14 protein-coding genes and 1 other RNA gene are annotated in these 14,296 nt (G+C 67.9%); 7 read left to right on the top strand and 8 right to left on the bottom strand.

Going from position 1 to position 14,296, the window contains the following annotated elements; translation table 11 throughout:
• Nucleotides 1-67: 67 nt before the first annotated feature.
• Entirely contained in the window at nucleotides 68-1,378 is a 1,311-nt protein-coding gene (locus OY559_RS09230; protein WP_277729762.1) for an exo-beta-N-acetylmuramidase NamZ family protein, read from the top strand.
• Nucleotides 1,379-1,937: 559 nt separating this feature from the next.
• On the opposite strand, the gene OY559_RS09235 is transcribed toward OY559_RS09230, so the two are convergent.
• The 6 genes from OY559_RS09235 to smpB all read right to left on the bottom strand — a co-directional run bounded on the left by OY559_RS09235 (nucleotide 1,938) and on the right by smpB (nucleotide 7,135).
• A complete protein-coding gene (locus tag OY559_RS09235) occupies nucleotides 1,938-2,561 on the bottom strand; it encodes a DUF2894 domain-containing protein (protein ID WP_277729964.1) in 624 nt (207 codons plus the stop codon).
• Nucleotides 2,551-3,198: an OmpA family protein gene (locus OY559_RS09240; RefSeq protein WP_277729763.1), complete on the bottom strand. Its 648-nt coding sequence runs from the start codon at nucleotides 3,196-3,198 to the stop codon at nucleotides 2,551-2,553. The genes OY559_RS09235 and OY559_RS09240 overlap by 11 nt, the downstream gene beginning before the upstream one ends.
• On the bottom strand, nucleotides 3,195-5,273 hold the full coding sequence (locus tag OY559_RS09245; protein ID WP_277729764.1) for a DUF802 domain-containing protein: 2,079 nt from the start codon (nucleotides 5,271-5,273) through the stop codon (nucleotides 3,195-3,197). The genes OY559_RS09240 and OY559_RS09245 overlap by 4 nt, the downstream gene beginning before the upstream one ends.
• A complete protein-coding gene (locus OY559_RS09250) occupies nucleotides 5,270-5,950 on the bottom strand; it encodes a DUF3348 domain-containing protein (protein WP_277729765.1) in 681 nt (226 codons plus the stop codon). Before OY559_RS09250 ends, OY559_RS09245 begins: the two co-directional genes overlap by 4 nt.
• A 132-nt stretch (nucleotides 5,951-6,082) precedes the next feature.
• Nucleotides 6,083-6,436: a transfer-messenger RNA gene (ssrA, locus tag OY559_RS09255) on the bottom strand.
• Between the two features lie 210 nt (nucleotides 6,437-6,646).
• A complete protein-coding gene (gene smpB, locus OY559_RS09260) occupies nucleotides 6,647-7,135 on the bottom strand; it encodes an SsrA-binding protein SmpB (RefSeq protein WP_142125393.1) in 489 nt (162 codons plus the stop codon).
• 41 nt (nucleotides 7,136-7,176) lie between these two features.
• On the opposite strand from smpB, the gene OY559_RS09265 reads away from it, so the two are divergent.
• Nucleotides 7,177-7,605 carry a type II toxin-antitoxin system RatA family toxin gene (locus OY559_RS09265; RefSeq protein WP_277729766.1) on the top strand — a complete coding sequence of 143 codons (429 nt, stop codon included), beginning with the start codon at nucleotides 7,177-7,179 and terminating at the stop codon, nucleotides 7,603-7,605.
• 1 nt (nucleotide 7,606) lies between these two features.
• On the top strand, nucleotides 7,607-7,855 hold the full coding sequence (locus tag OY559_RS09270) for an RnfH family protein (protein ID WP_277729965.1): 249 nt from the start codon (nucleotides 7,607-7,609) through the stop codon (nucleotides 7,853-7,855).
• A 15-nt stretch (nucleotides 7,856-7,870) separates the two neighbouring features.
• On the opposite strand, the gene bamE is transcribed toward OY559_RS09270, so the two are convergent.
• Nucleotides 7,871-8,263: an outer membrane protein assembly factor BamE gene (gene bamE, locus OY559_RS09275; RefSeq protein ID WP_142125396.1), complete on the bottom strand. Its 393-nt coding sequence runs from the start codon at nucleotides 8,261-8,263 to the stop codon at nucleotides 7,871-7,873.
• 102 nt (nucleotides 8,264-8,365) lie between these two features.
• Here bamE and fur point away from each other — a divergent pair, with 102 nt between their 5' ends.
• The gene (gene fur, locus OY559_RS09280) at nucleotides 8,366-8,770 is read left to right on the top strand and encodes a ferric iron uptake transcriptional regulator (RefSeq protein WP_277729767.1); all 405 of its coding nucleotides are present in this window, start codon (nucleotides 8,366-8,368) and stop codon (nucleotides 8,768-8,770) included.
• Nucleotides 8,771-8,872: 102 nt separating this feature from the next.
• Here the strand turns inward: fur and recN are convergent, their stop codons facing one another.
• The gene (gene recN / locus OY559_RS09285) at nucleotides 8,873-10,540 is read right to left on the bottom strand and encodes a DNA repair protein RecN (protein WP_277729768.1); all 1,668 of its coding nucleotides are present in this window, start codon (nucleotides 10,538-10,540) and stop codon (nucleotides 8,873-8,875) included.
• A gap of 89 nt (nucleotides 10,541-10,629) precedes the next feature.
• On the opposite strand from recN, the gene hrcA reads away from it, so the two are divergent.
• The 3 genes from hrcA to dnaK all read left to right on the top strand — a co-directional run bounded on the left by hrcA (nucleotide 10,630) and on the right by dnaK (nucleotide 14,261).
• Nucleotides 10,630-11,679 carry a heat-inducible transcriptional repressor HrcA gene (gene hrcA / locus OY559_RS09290; protein WP_142125399.1) on the top strand — a complete coding sequence of 350 codons (1,050 nt, stop codon included), beginning with the start codon at nucleotides 10,630-10,632 and terminating at the stop codon, nucleotides 11,677-11,679.
• Between the two features lie 42 nt (nucleotides 11,680-11,721).
• Nucleotides 11,722-12,240, top strand: coding sequence for a nucleotide exchange factor GrpE (gene grpE / locus OY559_RS09295; protein WP_142125400.1), 519 nt, complete (start codon nucleotides 11,722-11,724; stop codon nucleotides 12,238-12,240).
• Nucleotides 12,241-12,344: 104 nt separating this feature from the next.
• Nucleotides 12,345-14,261 carry a molecular chaperone DnaK gene (dnaK, locus tag OY559_RS09300; protein WP_277729769.1) on the top strand — a complete coding sequence of 639 codons (1,917 nt, stop codon included), beginning with the start codon at nucleotides 12,345-12,347 and terminating at the stop codon, nucleotides 14,259-14,261.
• Nucleotides 14,262-14,296: the final 35 nt, after the last annotated feature.

Below are 14,296 nucleotides of genomic sequence, written 5' to 3' on the forward strand. Positions count from 1 at the left end.
TCCCCTTGCGCGGCGCCCGACGCGGGCTGCTATCGTCATGACAACGATAGCAAACGAGAGCCACACTATGCCCCGGAACCTGCGACCGTTGCATGCCGCGCCGCGCCACCCGCGCCGGCACATCGCGCTGCTGGTGCTCGGCGTGGTGCTGGCCTGCGGCGCGAGCGGCGCATCCGCAGCGACATCGCCGCTGGATGCTGCGGCCTGTGATTGCACGAGCACGGCACCGCGGCTGGGTATCGATGTCCTGCTCTCATCGCGCCTGGACCTGCTGCGCGGCAAGCGCGTGGGCCTGGTGACGAATGCCACCGGCATGGACCGTGCATTGCGCAGCACCATGGACCGCTTCGCCGCACGCACCGACTTCACGCTCGTGGCGCTGTTCGGGCCGGAGCATGGCGTGCGGGGCGACGTGCAGGCCGGCGACACGGTCGCCTCATCGCGCGATGCCGCCACCGGGTTGCCGGTGCACAGCCTGTATGGCGAGCACCGCGAACCGACGCCGGCGATGCTGGCCGGCGTCGACGTGCTGGTGTTCGACATCCAGGACGTAGGTACGCGGTTCTATACGTATCCATACACGCTGGCGGGCGTGATGCGTGCGGCAAAGCGCGCCGGTATCCCGGTGATCGTGGCGGACCGGCCCGATCCGCTCGGTGGGATGCGGGTGGAGGGCCCGGTGCTGGATCCGGCGCTGGCGTCGTTCTTGGGCATGTTCCCCATTCCGATCCGCCATGGCATGACCATCGGCGAGCTGGCGACGCTGTTCAATACCCGATTCGGCATCGGCGCCGAGCTGCATGTGGTGACGATGCAGGGCTGGCGGCGCGGTGATGAACCGCTGCGTGGTGCGTTGCCGTGGGTGCCCCCGTCTCCCAACATGCCCACGCCGGACACCGCCCTGGTGTATCCGGGCATGGGCCTGCTGGAAGGCACCAACGTCTCGGAGGGCCGCGGCACCACGCGCCCGTTCGAGACCGTGGGCGCGCCGTGGGTGGATGCCCAGGCGCTGGCCGCGCGGCTCAACGCGCTGGGCCTGCCCGGGGTGCGCTTCCGCGCCACGTGGTTCACGCCCACGTTCTCGAAGCATGCAGGCCAGGTCTGCGGCGGCGTGCAGCTGCACGTGACCGATCGCGCGGCGTTCCTTCCCGTGCGTACCGGCATCGCTGTCCTGAAGGCCCTGCACGACCAGCACCCGAAGGACTTCGCCTTCCTGCCCGGCGAGCCGCCGTTCTTCGACCGGCTGGCCGGCGTGGATGATCTGCGTGCCGCCATCGCGCGCGGCGACACCCTGGACGTTATCGAAGCGCGCTGGCAGCCGGGGCTGGCGGCGTTCGAGGTGCTGCGCCGGCAGCATCTGCTGTATCCGATGCCCTGAGCGCGCGGCCGTTTCAGCGTGAGAGCCCCCGCGACGGAGCTCGGAGCGTGAGCGATGGGGCTCCGGGCCCCAACGTTCGAGCGCTGAGGGCGATCTGTCTCACATTGAGAGCCAACGATGGGGCTCGGAACGCCGTCGATGGCACGCCGAATGCGATGAAGATGGCACTGCGATTGCGATCCGCGAAGCTCCGCGCCTTGCGGGTGGGGCTCGGAATGCGATCTGTCTCACGTTGAAAGCCATCGATGGCATCCGGAAAGCCATCGATGGCTTTCCGAGATCGATGGGATGGCATTCCGAAAGCGATCCTCGGAGCTCCCAGCCTTGCGGAGGGAGCTCGGAGCCCGATCTTTCTCACATCCAGCCCGAACGATCGCGCTTGCAGTGGCATCGTTCTCACATTGAGAGCCACCCAAAGGGCTCGGAATGACGAGGACGCTTGCGACCGGGGGAGGCGTGGGAGCGACGTGCGTCGCGAGGGACTATCGGTAACGCTCCATCGCGACTGGCGTCGCTCCCACACCCACACGCCAGGCGACGCGCATGCGCGCTTCAGCCGCTACGTCCCCACTGCTTTCCGTTTGCGCGGGGCGCGTCGGGTCGTGCGCGGGGCTTCCGGTGCCGCGGTCAGCGGGGCCACCGCCTGCTGGAGCTGTTCCAGCGACGACAGCGTATCGGCGTAGGCGATGAAGTGCTGCAGATAACCCGGCGATGTGGCGCGCATCAGGTGCAGGGCGCGATGCACGAGCATGCCGGAGTTGAGCGGACCGGCGTCGGCGGGCAGGTCGTGCAGCGAGGCGCGCAGCTGGCTGTCGGTGCGGACCTGGGCCCAGGTCTCGCGCGCTTCGGTCAGCATGGCAGGCGCCATTAGCGGGGTGTCGTGATCCGGGAGCTGGCCGGCACGCGGCTGCAGCGCGGCGACCAGCTCGCGCAACCCGGAAGCGGCCACGGTCGCGTGTTTCGCCGCAGGGGCGGCAGGCGGTCGCTGTGCCAACGCTTCCGCATACGCCCGCATCAACCCGGCCAGTCGCGCTTCCAGCAGGCGACGGGCTTCTCCCTCGTGCGCGCTGATCCGCGCGGCCAGCGCCTGCAGGATGTCGAAGCGTGCCGGGTCCGCGCGGTCCGCGCCCTGGGCGCGCCACGCCTGCAGCTGCGCCGTCAGCGGCAACGCGTCACCGTCCATCGTCACCGCTGCGTTTGGCGGGGCGGGGGATGGGGGCGATCTCGACACGGCGGTTGCGCGCGCGGCCTTCCTCGTCGGTGTTCGCGCTGACCGGTTGCTCGGCGCCGAACGCGGCGGCGAACACCGACGATGACGGCACGCCTTCTGCAATCAGCGTGCGCGTGACCGTCAGCGAACGCTGCGCCGAGAGTTCCCAGTTGTCGGCGAACCGGCGGTTGCTGTCGCGCACCTGGCGGTCGTCGGTGAAGCCGCTGACCATCAGGATCTCGTCGCGCGTGCGCAGGTAGCCCGCGAGCGGGGCGGCGAGACCCTTGAGCAGGTCACGGCCTTCGGGCTGCAACTGGTCGGAGTTCAGTGCGAACAGCACGTTGCCGCGGATGCCGATGCGGCCATCCACCAGCGTCACCCGCCCTTCGGCCAGCGGCACCGCGAGGGCCTTTTCGAGCGCATCGCGCTGCTGCGTTTCCAGCTCGCGCCTGCGCACTTCCTCGTCCAGCCGCTGAGACAGCTGCGCCTGCACGGCGATCACGCCGACCAGCACCAGCACGAACGCCCCCAGCAGCACCGACATCAGGTCGCCGAAGCTGGCCCAGACGGGCGCGCCGAGGTCGGTGTCGTCTCCGGTTTCCACGCTCATGCGGCTTCGGCCCCGGACAGGCGTTGCAGGTCGACGGTGATCTGGCGCTGCGCGGACAGGCTCAGGTCGACCACTTCACGTGCCTGCGCCACGTAGTAGGCCAGTTGCTCGTCGCTGCGCACGAGCGAGCGCTCCAGCGCGCCTTCGAGGCTTTCCAGGCGCGCCAGCAAGGCGTCGTTGGACTCGCCGAAGCGGGCGACCACGCTGCCCAGCGCATCGCCGAGGCCGGCGACCTCGGTGGCGCCGGCGGCGACCTGTGCGGCGACGTGTTCGAGCTTGCCGGTCTCGGCCTGAACGTGGTCGGTGAAGCGGGTGCCGACGCGATCCAGCAGGTCGGCGGAAGTGGCGACCAGCGCATCGATGGCACCCCGCTGTTCGGTGGAAGCATGGTTCACCGCGTCGAGCAGGGTCTGCAGCGTGCCCATCATCTGGGTGCGCTCCTCAAGCATGGCGGTATCGCGGACCATGCTGTCGGAAAGCTTCTGGCGGAGTTCCGCGATCACGTCGGCGGCGGCGCGCGGTGCTTCGGACGCCACCTGCACCAGTTGCGAGATCTCGGCGATGGTCTGCGCGGCGTGCGCCTGCGCCTGGGTGGTGATGTCCTCCGCACTGCGTGCGAGCGCATCGCAGATGTCCTGCTGCAGGCGTGCGGTCTGCGCGCCTGCATGTTCCCACTGCTCGCGCAGGGAGGCGCTCATCGCGGCCAGGCGTTCGGCCCACGCCGCCAGCCTCTCGTCGTCCTGTGCCGCCAGCGTCTGCTGAAGGCCGGCATGCGAGCGCTCCATCGCCTGCAGCAGCTCGGTGGCATGGCGTTCGATGCCGCCTGCCGCCGCCGCCAGCGCGTGTTCGTTGCGCGCGGCGATCCCGGCGCTGGTGGCCTCCTGTCGCGCAAGCGCCTGGTTCCAGTTGTTCGACAGTTCGGCGGCGTTGCGCTCCAGCCGCGTGGACACCCCGTCGAGAACGGCGGCACTGCGCTGCTCGAAACTGGCGGCCAGCCGCTCGGACAAGGCCTGCATCTGGCCGGTGAGCGTGTCGTTGGTCTGGCGCTGCTGCTCGATCGCCGTGGTCCAGCTGGCGGCTGCGGTGGTGGAGGCGGCGTCGAAACCGGCGGTCAGGCCATCGAGCTGGCGCTGCACCGCCTGCGTGACGGCGTCCTGCATCGCCGCGCTCTCGCGTGCGAGCCCTGCGAGCGTCGCCTCGGTCGCCGGCTGCAGCGCGGCGACCACGGCCCGGGCGCTGGCGTCGACACCCGACTTCAAGGCCTGCTCCAGTGAGGCCGCGAGCTGCACCTGCGCCGCTTCGGTGCGTTCGTGGAACGCCTGCTGGTTGACGACGAGGCGTTCGCCGGTGGCGTTGTTCTGGTGTTCGATCGACGCGACCATCGCCTGCAACCGGTCCACGAGGTCGGGCATCAGCGCGGCCTGCTGCTGCAGCAGGCGGAAGGATTCCTCGCGCTGGAACGATTGGGAGTGCACGCGCAGCGAGGTCGCGATTTCGCCATCGAGGTCCTGCACGGCCTGCACCCGTTCGCGACGGCAGAGCGCCGCCAGCAGGCCGAGCACCGCCGAGGTGGCGACGCCCGCGATCGAGGTGCCGAAGGCGAATGCGAGCCCCTTGACCGGCGCGCCCAGTGAACCGCGGATGGCGTCGAGATCGGTCGCGCTTTCCAGCGCCAGGCCGGTGCCCCGCAACGTGGCCATCATGCCGAGGAGGGTGCCCAGCATGCCCAGCAGTACCAGCAGGCCGACCAGGTACGGCGTCAGCGCCGGTGCGGGCAGGGCGACGCGCTCGCCTTCGATGCGCTGCCGCACCGACGGGCGCAGGCCCGGTGGCAGCAGCGCCAGCCACGCGTGCAGGCCACTGCCGGCGGCGGAGGTATCCGCGACGGCCCGCACCAGTGTGGCGGTGGCCTGCCGGTAGCGGTGCAGTTCGACCGCGCCGGCCACATAGCAGGCGCAGATGACCAGCGTGACCACGACGCCCAGCGCATGCGTGCCGACGTAACCCACGCCGATCCAGGTGACGATGGCGAGACCCAGCAGGAACAGGGCGGCGAGGAGAGGGGTTCTGATCATGGTGTTCCGGAAACGTGCGAAGTGCGAAGGGCGGCGAGCAGCGCTTCGATGGGGTGGAAGCGGACGTCCAGCTCGGCGAGCAGGACGTCCTGCAGGTCGCGGCGGAAAGTAGGGAGCCAGGCGTCGTCGGGCGCGTCGGCGTTGGCCCGCTTCAGCCGCTCGAAGTACTGGCCGAGCAGGGTGGGGGTCGTGGCCAGCAGGGCGTGTTCGCGCGGGCTCAGCGTCATCTCCATGACGGCGTCGACCTCCGCCAGCCTCGCCTGCTCGGGTGAGCCCGTGGCCAGTGCATCACGCAGGCGCCCGCGCAACGGGCCTGTGGACGCCAGCAGGGACCGCTGGAGGTCCACGCAGTGGCGACGGAACGGCGCGAAATCCTCGCCGGTCAGTTTCTCGAGTTTGTCGGTGCGCATGATGGCGGTCCGCAAGCTGGCGCGCACGCGGGCGCAGGCGGCTGCTTCGCCTTCGGCCTGGGTCGGGAAGGAACCGGGCGTTGGCACCGCGTCGAGTGCGCGCGACAGTGCGATGGCGCGGTTCCAGTCGATCCACTGGCCCAGTCGCTCGGAAAGGGCGGGGCCGGCGGAAGGCGCGCCGACGTCGCCCAGTCGGGCAAGGAGTCGTACGAAGGCCGGGGCCGACACCGGCGCCCGTTGTTGCACTGCTGCCACGCTGACGCTCAAAAAAGACGGCGATTTTACAGGAAGCACCAAGTCGACTGATCGGCAAATGGTCCGTTCATTGGCAATCTGAGCTGACGGATGCGGGCGGGCAAAGAAAAAGCCGGAACCTTGCGGTTCCGGCTTTTCTTCAAATGGTGGAGGTGGGCGGAATTGAACCGCCGTCCGAAGGCACTCCATCCCCGGTACTACATGCTTATCCCGCCGTTGAGTCTCGTCCTGCAGCAGCACGGTGGGCAAAGCGCACCGCAGAACCAGCCTGTTTTAGGTTGACCGGGTGCTGACAGGCAGCCACTCCCGGCGATTCCGTGATGATGACCTTACGCTGCGAGCACGGACACAAGCAGTTTCAGGGCTTACGCCTTAAGCGGCGAGAGCGTAGTTGTCGTCGTTGGCAACTAGAGTTTTGCCGCTGGATTTACGAGGAAAGCTGCCCCCTCGGCATGCACCAGGCAACTTCGCAACCCCCGTCGAAGCCAGTGCACCCCCGGGAGTCAGAAACGTCCTGACAAGGGCAAGTGTAGGGGCGGGCACCTCGCTTCACAAGGCGCAGCAAGGGCGATGTTCAGTCTCGTGAGGCCAAGCCCCCTTGGTAAGGGGGCGAATTCGCGCGTGAGCGCGAATGGGGGATCGGCAGCGCGCGTCGGGGCCCGAGATGTGCGAAGCAAATCTTGGGGGTTTCATCGCGAAGCGATGGAGCTACGCATCCTTGTTGTGCCGGCGCATGACGCGCGACTTCTCGCGTGCCCAGTCGCGGTCCTTCTCGGTGGCGCGCTTGTCGTGCGTCTGCTTGCCCTTGGCCAGCGCCAGTTCGGCCTTCACCTTGTTGCCCTTCCAGTACAGCGAGGTGGGCACCAGCGTATAGCCGTCGCGCTCGACCTTGCCGATCAGGCTGTCGATCTCGTTCCGGTGTAGCAGCAGCTTGCGCGTGCGGCGATCGTCCGCGACCACATGGCTCGAAGCCTGGATCAGCGGGGTGATCTGCGCGCCGAACAGGAAGATCTCGCCATTGCGGATGGTGGCGTAGGCCTCGGTGATGTTGGCGCGTCCGGCGCGGATGGCCTTCAGCTCCCACCCCTGCAGGGCGAGGCCCGCCTCGTGGCGTTGCTCGAGGTGGTACTCGTGACGGGCGCGCTTGTTCAGCGCGATCGTGCCCGTTGCTTTATTCTTGTCCGGTTTCTTTGCCATCCGTCCTATTGTCGCCGAAGGCGGAACCCTACGCGAGCCACATGCACACGATCCGCCGCAGCGCACTGGTCGAACACTCGGCCACCCGGATGTTCGACCTGGTCAATGACGTGGCGGCCTATCCCCGCCGGTTCGACTGGTGCAGCGCCGCCCGGCTCATCGAGCAGGATGAAAACCGCCTGGTGGCCCGTCTGGACCTGGGGCTGGGCTCGCTGAGCACGTGGTTCACCACCGAGAACACGCTGGACCGTCCGCACCGCATCGACATGAACCTGGTCGATGGCCCATTCCGCAAGCTGCATGGCCGCTGGGATTTCCATGCGCTGGATGAGTCAGCCTGCAAGGTCACGCTGACGCTGGAGTTCGAACCGTCCAGCCGCCTGCTGGCGCCGGCGATGGCGATCGGCTTCCAGGCGCTCGCGGACCGCATGGTGGACGACTTCGTGCGTGCCGCCGATCGCGGGGAATGAGATGCGCGTAGAGGTGATCCGGGCCTGGCCGCACCGGTTCGAGTCGGTGCAGCTGGATTTGCCAGCCGGCGCCACCGTGGCCGATGCGCTGGCTGCGAGCGGTTTCGACGGCGTGCAATCGGCCGCGATCGCGATTCACGGCGTGAATGCGACGGCAGGAACCGTGTTGAACGAGGACGACCGCGTGGAAGTGCTGCGGCCGCTGCTGATCGATCCGAAGGACGCGCGCCGTCGACGGGCGCGCAGATAGCAGGTCAGCCGCGCCTCAGCGGCGGCCGCCCTTCTTCTTTTCCTTGGCCAGGTTGGGGCCGAACTTGCGCACGTCGCGCGACAGCTGGAGGTCGGCTTCGGGGAAGTATTCGCCTTCCCAGCTGGCCAGCACGTCGCCGTTGAAGACCAGGGTGAGATTCTTGATCTCGGTCGTGCCACGGCGATTGGTGCGGTTGCTGGCGGTGTAGTCCCAGCGGTCGGCATGGAACGGATCGGCGATCGACGGGCTGCCCAGCAACGACTGCACCTGCTGCTTGGTCTGGCCTGCCTGCAACTGGTCGACGGCCGTCTTTTCGAGCAGGTTGCCCTGGTAGATCGGCTGCTTGTAGAGAATGCCGCAGCCGGCAGTGGCGGAAGCAAGGACGGCGACCAGCAGGAATTTGCGCATGGGGCAGGTACTGTAGGAAACCGGGCCGATGATACACTCCCGCGCACCGCCGCAACCGAGCTTCAGGCAGCTGGCGCTAAACCGAGAGTGAACGGAGACGCCATGGAATCGCAGGACCTTCGCAAAGTCGGCCTCAAGGTCACCCACCCGCGCATGCGCATCCTGGAGTTGTTGGAGCAGAAGAATTCCCAGCACCACCTGAGCGCGGAAGACATCTATCGCCAGTTGCTGGATCACGGTGACGAAATCGGCCTGGCAACGGTGTATCGCGTGCTGACCCAGTTCGAGGCCGCAGGCTTGGTGTTGAAGCACAACTTCGAGGGCGGCCAGGCCGTCTACGAACTGGACCGCGGCGGCCACCACGACCACATGGTGGATGTGGACACCGGCAAGATCATCGAGTTCGAGAGCGTCGAGATCGAGAAGCTGCAGCGCGAGATCGCCGCCAAGCACGGCTATGAGCTGGAAGAGCACTCGCTGGTGCTGTACGTGCGCAAGAAGCGCTGACGCTTCGAGAGTCCCGGCTGTGGGAGCGACGTCAGTCGCGATGAAGCACCGCGGCCGGTCATCGCGACTGACGTCGCTCCCACAATTGAAAAACTGACGCTGTCAGACCGCGTTGGCCAGCAGACGCTTGGCCGCGGCATGCGCCTCCTTGCTGACTTCCACGCCGCCCAGCATGCGGGCCAGCTCTTCCTCGCGCTGCTTGGCCGCCAGCTTCTCGACCGCGCTCTGGGTCATGCCATCGACCGGTGCCTTGCTGACGCGATAGTGCGCATGGCCCTGCGCGGCGACCTGGGGCAGGTGGGTGACGCACAGCACCTGTCGCTGGGCGCCGAGGGCGCGCAGTTTCTGGCCGACGATCTCGGCGACTGCGCCGCCGATGCCGGTATCCACTTCGTCGAAGATCATGGTGGGAACGGCATCCAGGCCGAGCGCAGCCACTTCGATCGCCAGTGAAATGCGTGCGAGTTCGCCGCCGGAGGCGACCTTGCGCAGCGGCCGCGGCGGCTGGCCGGCGTTGGCGGATACCAGGAATTCCACGCGTTCCGCGCCTGTCGGGTCCGGGCGCTCGCCGTCCTGGGCCTCCAGCGCGATCTCGAAACGACCGCCGCCCATCCCCAGTTCGCCGATCAGAGCGGTCGTGGTGGCGCCGAGGGTCTTGGCCGCATGCTGGCGCGTGCGGGTCAGGGCCGAAGCAGCGTCACGCCAATGCGCCCGCGCGGTATCGATCTCGCCGTTGAGCTGGAGCAGGCGTTCGCCGGCACCGCGCAGCGATTCCAGTTCGGCCGCCAGCCGGTCATGCTGCTCCTGCAGGCCGTCCAGCGGCACGCGGTGCTTGCGGGCAAGGTCGTGCACGCGGGCGAGCTTGCGCTCCAGCGCATCGAACTGCAGGGGTTCGCCATCGAGATCGTCGCGTACCTGGCCGAGCAGGGATAGGGCTTCCTCGACCTGGATCGCCGCGCCCTCCAGCAGCGCATCCACGTCGCGCAGCCGGGGCTCGTGCTCGACCTGGCGGGCGAGGTCGGCGCGCACCTGCTGCAGGTGGCGGGTCAGCGACGGGGCTTCCTCGCCGGCCAGCTGGCCCAGCGCCGCGTCGCAGGCCTGGATCAGGCCGGTGGCGTGGGCCTGGCGGCGATGGCTGGCCACCAGTGCGTCAAGCGCCGTCGGCGACAGGTCCTCGCGCTGCAGTTCGGCCAACTGGTGCTCCAGATAATTGATCCGGTCAGAGACATCGCCCTGGCCGGACAACTGTTCGCGTTCGCGCAGGAGGGTGCTCCACTTCTGCGCCGCGCCGCGCACCGCGCTGCGCTCGTCGCCGTTGCGGGCGAAGGCATCCAGCAGGTCCAGCTGGCTCTGGCGGGCGAGCAGGGCCTGGTGTTCATGCTGGCCGTGGATCTCCACCAGGCGGGCCGCGAGATCGGAAAGCTGCGACAGCGTCACGCTGCGGCCATTGATCCATGCACGCGAGCCGCCATCGGCGCGGATCACCCGGCGGAGCTGGCACTGGCCGTCATCATCCAGTTCGTTGTCCGCCAGCCACGCCTGTGCCGGCGACCCCGGTCCGGCCGAGAACTCGGCGGAGAGTTCCGCGCGTTCGGCGCCATGCCGGACCACGCCGCTGTCGGCCCGCAGGCCGGACAGGAAGCCGAGCGCGTCCACCAGCAGCGATTTGCCGGCGCCGGTTTCGCCTGAAATGACGGTCATGCCATCGCCGAACTCCAGCTCGGCGGCGCGGACGACGGCGAAATCCTTGATGGCGAGGTGTCTGAGCATGCGGCGGATTGTAAGCGGTGCCGGCTCAGGTTCTGAGACACCGGGGCGTTCGACTTGCAATGCCGCGGGCGCAACGTTATCTAACGGACATGAATTCGCCGTCGCCCCCGCTGGATCCGCGCGCCCGCCAACTGCTGCGCACGCTGATCTCGCGCTATATCCGCGACGGCGAGCCGGTGGGGTCGCAGACCCTGGCCCGGCACGCCGGGCTGGAAGTCAGTTCGGCGACGATCCGCAACATCCTCTCGGAACTCGAGGAGGTCGGATTGCTCAGTTCGCCGCATACCTCGGCCGGGCGCATCCCGACGGCGCAGGGCTACCGCGTGTTCGTGGACAGCCTGGTGCAGGTGAAGTCGCTGGGGGACGGCGAAGTGGCCCGGCTGCGCTCCGAGCTGCCGGCCGGCGCCGGCACCCAGGCGCTGCTGGGCAACGCCTCCGAGCTGCTGTCGGCCATGACCCATTTCGTCGGCGTGGTCAGCGTGCCGCGGCGCGAGCAGTTCGCCTTCCGCTACATCGACTTCGTCCCGCTGGATGGCCAGCGGGTGATGGCCATCCTGGTGTTCGCCGACAACGACGTGCAGAACCGGGTGATCGAAACACGGCGCGCCTATGAGCGCCCGGAACTGGAGCGCATCGCCAACTACCTGAACACCCAGTTCGCCGGCCGGCCGCTGTCCGAGATTCGCGCGAACCTGCTGCACGACCTGCGCAGGGCGCAGACCGAAATGGAAGGGCTGCTGGCCGAATCCATCGAACTGGCGGAGCAGGCCCTGACGCCACCCAACGACGATGTGGTGCTGGCAGGACAGACCCGGTTGATGGGGGTGCAGGAACTGTCCGACCTGGAACGGCTGCGGGACCTGTTCGAGGCCTTCGCCCGCAAGCGCGAGATCCTGCAGCTGCTGGAGCGCACGATCCGCGCGCCCGGCGTACGCATCTTCATCGGCGAGGACACCGGCCTGGCGCCGCATGATGGCGTCTCGGTGGTGACCGCTCCGTACATGGCGGGCGGGCAGGTGCTGGGCGTGCTGGGCGTCATCGGGCCTACCCGGATGGCCTATGACCGGGTCATCCCGGTGGTGCAGGCGGCGGCGGATGTGCTCGGCGCGGCCTTGAATCCGGAAACGCCGGCCCCATAGGTTGGGGCTTGGGCGGCCGGACTTGCCGCGATGGGACCCGAAATGAACCAACACGAACACGATTCCGACCTGGGCGGCGGCAACGAGCCGCAGGACGTCGAAGGCGCGCTGATCGCCGAACTGGAAACCCTCCGCAACGAAGTGGACCAGCTGCGCGCGGCGTCGCTGCTCGAGCGCGCCGACCTGGACAACCAGCGCAAGCGCGTGGCGCGCGACATCGAGCAGGCCCGCAAGTTCGCCAACGAACGCCTGCTGGGCGATCTGCTGCCGGTGTTCGACAGTCTGGATGCCGGGCTCGCAGCGGCGGGCAATGAGCCCAGTCCACTGCGCGACGGGCTTGAGCTGACATACAAGCAACTGCTGAAGGTGGCTGGCGACAACGGTCTGACCCTGCTCGACCCGGCCGGTGAAGCCTTCAACCCCGAGCACCACCAGGCCATCAGCCAGGCGGACGCGCCCGGCGCCGATCCCGGCAGCGTGGTGCAGGTGTTCCAGAAGGGCTATGTACTCAATGGCCGTCTGCTGCGTCCGGCCCTGGTCGTCGTGGCGAAACACGACTGAACGCACTCGCGGGGCGCTTGAACGGCGCCATCGCACCCCTATATCGAGACCATCCACCCGGCCACCGGCCGGATCCAGACAGAATTTGCTAGGGAGCATCCACCATGGGCAAGATCATCGGCATCGACCTCGGCACGACCAACTCGTGCGTGGCGATCATGGACGGCGGCAAGGCCCGCGTCATCGAGAACTCGGAAGGCGACCGCACCACGCCCTCCATCGTCGCCTACACGAAGGACGGCGAAGTGCTGGTGGGTGCCTCGGCCAAGCGCCAGGCGGTCACCAACCCGAAGAACACCTTCTACGCGGTGAAGCGCCTGATCGGCCGCAAGTTCACCGACGCCGAAGTGAAGAAGGACCTGGACCTGGTGCCCTACGCCATCATCCCGCACGAGAACGGGGACGCCTGGGTGCAGACCAACGACGGCAAGAAGCTGTCGGCGCAGGAAATCTCCGCGCGCATCCTGGAAAAGATGAAGAAGACGGCCGAAGCCTTCCTGGGCGAGACTGTCACCGAAGCCGTCATCACCGTGCCGGCCTACTTCAACGACAGCCAGCGCCAGGCCACCAAGGATGCCGGCAAGATCGCCGGCCTGGACGTCAAGCGCATCATCAACGAACCGACCGCGGCCGCGCTGGCCTACGGCCTGGACAAGGGTGACGGCGGCGCCGACCGCAAGATCGTGGTCTACGACCTGGGTGGCGGTACGTTCGACGTGTCCATCATCGAGATCGCCAACGTCGACGGCGAGAAGCAGTTCGAAGTGCTGGCCACCAACGGCGACACCTTCCTGGGTGGCGAAGATTTCGACAAGCGCGTCATCGACTACCTCGTCGAGGAATTCCAGAAGGACCAGGGCATCGACCTGCGCAAGGACCCGCTGGCGCTGCAGCGCCTGAAGGACGCCGCCGAGCGCGCCAAGATCGAGCTGTCCAGCTCGCAGCAGACCGAAGTGAACCTGCCGTACGTCACCGCCGACGCCTCGGGTCCGAAGCACCTCAACATCAAGCTGACCCGCGCCAAGCTGGAAGCGCTGGTGGAAGACCTGGTGAAGAAGACCATCGAGCCGTGCCGCATCGCGCTGAACGATGCCGGCCTGCGCGCCAGCGACATCGGCGAGGTGATCCTCGTCGGTGGCCAGACCCGCATGCCGAAGGTGCAGCAGGCGGTGGCCGAGTTCTTCGGCAAGGAACCGCGCAAGGACGTCAATCCCGATGAGGCCGTGGCGCTGGGTGCCGCGATCCAGGGCGGCGTGCTGGCCGGCGACGTCAAGGACGTGCTGCTGCTCGACGTGACTCCGCTGAGCCTGGGCATCGAAACGCTGGGCGGCGTGTTCACCAAGATCATCGAGAAGAACACCACCATCCCGACCAAGGCCTCGCAGACCTTCTCCACCGCCGAGGACAACCAGTCCGCGGTGACGGTGCACGTGCTGCAGGGCGAGCGCGAGCAGGCCCGCTTCAACAAGTCGCTGGCCAAGTTCGACCTGTCCGGCATCGAGCCGGCGCCGCGCGGCATGCCGCAGGTGGAAGTGTCGTTCGACATCGACGCCAACGGCATCCTGCACGTGTCGGCCAAGGACAAGAAGACCAACAAGGAACAGAAGGTCGAGATCAAGGCCGGCTCGGGCCTGTCCGAGGACGAGATCGCGCGCATGGTCGCCGATGCCGAAGCGCATCGCGAAGAGGACAAGAAGTTCCAGGAACTCGTGCAGGCGCGCAACCAGGCCGACGGCCTGCTGCACGCCACCCGCAGCGCCATCACCGAGCACGGCAGCAAGGTGCCGGGTGACGTGATCGGCCGCGTCGAGGCCGCCATCGCCGACCTCGACACCGCCATGAAGGGCGACGACAAGGCGCAGATCGAAGCCAAGTCCAAGGCATTGGAGGAGGCCGCCCAGTCGCTGTATGCGGCCGCCGCTTCCGAGCAGCCGGGTGCCGCTGATGCGGGCCAGGGCAATGCTGCGGACGACGTGGTCGATGCGGAGTTCACCGAGGTGAAGGACGACAAGAAGCCGTGACGAGTGATTCGGGATTCGTGATCCGGAAGGGTGGA

This window comes from Pseudoxanthomonas sp. SE1, from assembly GCF_029542205.1.
In the GTDB taxonomy this organism is placed as follows: Bacteria; Pseudomonadota; Gammaproteobacteria; order Xanthomonadales; family Xanthomonadaceae; genus Pseudoxanthomonas_A.